This is a genomic window from Methylobacterium crusticola, assembly GCF_003574465.1.
GTDB lineage: Bacteria > Pseudomonadota > Alphaproteobacteria > Rhizobiales > Beijerinckiaceae > Methylobacterium > Methylobacterium crusticola.
In genome coordinates, this window is the sequence record NZ_QOWC01000400.1 from 1 (window position 1) to 3046 (window position 3046).

Consider the following 3046-nt stretch of genomic DNA (forward strand, 5'->3'; position numbering starts at 1 on the left):
CCGGATCGCCGCGTCCGGCGGGGCGCCCCTGCGGGTCGAGGGCGGCGCCCTCGACCTGCGCGGCCTCCAGGCGGGGCGCCTCACCCTCGAGCCCGCGGCCGGGCCCGGCCCGGCGCCGCCCTGGTGGGACGCGGGGCAGCGCGGCCTGAACCTCGCGGGCGCCGACCTCAAGGCCGTCGATCTCGAGGGGGCCGACCTCTCCGGCGCCACCCTGAAGCAGGCGTGCCTCGCGGGCGCCGTCGGGCGCTCGGCGAGCTTCGAGGGCGCGCTCATCGAGGAGGCCGATTTCAGCGGGGCCGACCTCAGCGGCGCGCGCTTCGTCGCCGTCGCCGGCGGGCAGGCGGTCTTCACCGAGGCGATGCTGGAGGACGCCGTCTTCGCGGAGGCCGGGATGCGGTTCTCCACCCTGCACCGCGCGCTCCTCGACGGGGCGAGCTTCGCGGGCGCCGACCTCTGGGGGGCCAACTTCACCGGCGCGGACGCCGACTACACGAACTTCCGGGGCGCGCGCCTCGACGAGGCGGTCCTGAGCGACAGCAACCTGACCCACGCCGATTTCGAGGGCGCGAGCCTGGCGAAGGCGCGGCTCGTGGGCGCGCGCCTGCGGGGCGCCAACCTGACCGGGGCGAAGCTCGACGGAGCCGACCTCACGGGGGCCGACCTGTCCGACACGAGCCTGGTGCGGCTCAACCTCTCCTCCTGCGACCTGCGCCACGTGCGCTTCGCCGGGGCGTGGCTCAACGGCACGCGCCTGCGGGTCAAGCAGCTCGGCGGCGCCGTCGGCGAGGAGGTCGCGGGCGAGTACGAGGCGGCCCAGGCGAGCTACCTCGCCCTCGAGCAGAACCTGCAGAGCATCGGCAGCCACCACGAGGCCGGCTGGGCCTACAAGCGCCGGCGCCGCATGGGCCGCCGCCACGCGGGCGCCCAGGCGCGGGCCGCCTGGCGGGGACGCGACGGGCGCGCCGTCCTGCGCCACGGCTACCGGTGGGCCGCCGACCACTTCGTCGAGTGGCTGTGCGACTACGGCGAGAGCCTGTCCCGGCTCTTTCGCGCCTTCGCGCTCCTGATCCTGGTCTACGCGGCGCTCTACGGCGCCACCGGGGGCCTGATCCCGGAAGGGCAGGGGGGGGCGCCGACCCGCAACGCCGTGGACCTGGTGAGCTACAGCGCGCTCAACATGATGACCGCGAACCCGCCGGAGATCGGCATCCGGCCCGTGGGCCGCGTCACCAACCTGCTGGTGGGCGTCCAGGGCGCGACCGGCATCGTGCTGATGGGGCTGTTCGGATTCGTGCTCGGCAACCGGCTCAGGCGATGACGCACTGGTGAAGGCCGGCCGCGTCGAGGAGCACGCGGCGCGCAAGCAGCGGCCTGCCGCTGCGCCGCCGTGAGAAGGAGCGCCCGGAACAGAGTGCCGTCGCGGGCGCCCGGGACGGAGTCATTCCCGATCACCGGGGCAGAACAGTCGCGGCCGGTCTGGGGCCGCGCGCCGCAATCCGGGCCAAGCCTCGGCCGTCGCGCGCGGGTCTGTCGTCGGGATCCGGTCCCTGCGCAAGTCGGCGCCCCGATCTACGCCAACATCGGAACTGCCCCAGACGCGCCGGCGCCGCGCTCTGCAAGCAATCCGTCCGATCATCGCGGGATTTGCAAGACGTTCATCATGATCTGCGAACGTTTCCGCTCCGACCCGGCAGCATGTTCGTTTTACTGTTCATGTGGCATATCGGCAACTATCGGCTCAAAAGGACCCCGATCGCTCCGAACCGACTGGGGAATCGCTTCAAGCTCGGCCGTTCGTTCGATAGGCTGCCGAAGCGAGGGGACTATCGATATGCTTAAAGCTTTATTAAAATATCCTGTTCCAGGGGCTTGCGGACCTTAGCGTCAGCCGCGAGGGCGCCGTACTCCGCTCGGTTCTTCTGGGAGGCACCGCGCTGTCGCTCGGTGCACTGCTCGCCTGCCCGGCGAGCGCCCAGACCGCCGGAATCTGCACGCCGCCGGGACCCTCCGTCACCGCCGCGACGGCCAATTGCGGGCCGGGCTCCTTCCCGGCCGGGATCCTCTACCAATCCGCGGCTCCGGACTTCACCCTCAACATCCTGTCGGGATCGACGGTCGCCGGCGGCGTCGCGGCGAGCGCCCTGCGCCCGCCGGGCGCCGTCAGCATCTTCAACGTCGGCCAGATCGCCGGGACGATCGGCGTCGCGGCCAGCTCCGGCTCGACCGCCGCCAATGCCGGGCCGGTCACGGTCGGCAACGCGGCGGGCGGGCTGGTCAGCTTCGGCAAGTTCGGCATCGTCGCCAACGGCGGCGCCGTCACCCTGACCAATGCCGGCACGCTCGCGCAGAACGCGGCGCTGCCCAACCAGCTGACGCAGGCCCAGATCGCGCTCCTCCCGGCCCAGTTCCAGGCCGTGATCACGACCGGCGACACCTCGACGGCCGGCATCCTCGCGCGGGCGACGAGTTCGCTCACGATCACCAATTCGGGAACCATCGACACCCCGTCGGCGAACGCCATCAACACCCTGGCCAGCACGGTCGCCACCCAGGTCGCCAACGCGGGCACGATCAGCGGCTCCGTGAGCCTGAGCCCCGGGTCCGGCTTCACCAACGCCGCCTCCGGCATCCTCAACGCGTCCGCCGCCAGCCTCTTCGGCGGCGGGAGCTTCAGCAACGCCGGGACCGTCGCGCTCGGCGCGGGCGCCTCGCTGAACGCGCTCTCGACCTTCGACAACGCCGGGACCGTGCGGGTCGCGCCGGGCGCGACGGCGGCGATCGGCGCCGGCGCCTTCACGAACAGCGGCGTCGTCACGCTGCAGAACGGCCAGGCCGGCGACCGGCTTCTCATCAACGGCAACTACGTCGGCCGCAACGGCCAGGTCAGCCTCGACGTGGCGTCCGGGAGCGGCCTCGCCGACAGCCTGTCGATCAGCGGCAGCGCGACCGGGACGACGCGCCTCAACCTGCTCAACCTGACTCCGGGCGCCGCCTTCACCACCTCGCCGGTGCTGATCCAGGTGGCGGGCCAGCGCGACGCCAACGC

The 3046-nt window shown here is 72.5% G+C and carries 3 protein-coding genes; 2 read left to right on the forward strand and 1 reads right to left on the reverse strand.

Annotated features, from left to right (window positions below; all coding sequences use genetic code 11):
- The first annotated feature begins 4 nt into the window (after window positions 1-4).
- Window positions 5-1318, forward strand: a complete 1314-nt coding sequence (locus DT057_RS34415) for a pentapeptide repeat-containing protein (RefSeq protein WP_244937434.1) — start codon at window positions 5-7, stop codon at window positions 1316-1318.
- A gap of 744 nt (window positions 1319-2062) precedes the next feature.
- Here the strand turns inward: DT057_RS34415 and DT057_RS34420 are convergent.
- A complete protein-coding gene (locus tag DT057_RS34420; protein ID WP_128566488.1) occupies window positions 2063-2611 on the reverse strand; it encodes a hypothetical protein in 549 nt (182 codons plus the stop codon).
- Here DT057_RS34420 and DT057_RS34425 point away from each other — a divergent pair.
- On the forward strand, window positions 2583-3046 hold a 464-nt coding region (locus tag DT057_RS34425; protein ID WP_128566489.1), incomplete at its 3' end, for an autotransporter outer membrane beta-barrel domain-containing protein. The two genes, DT057_RS34420 and DT057_RS34425, sit on opposite strands and share 29 nt — an antisense overlap.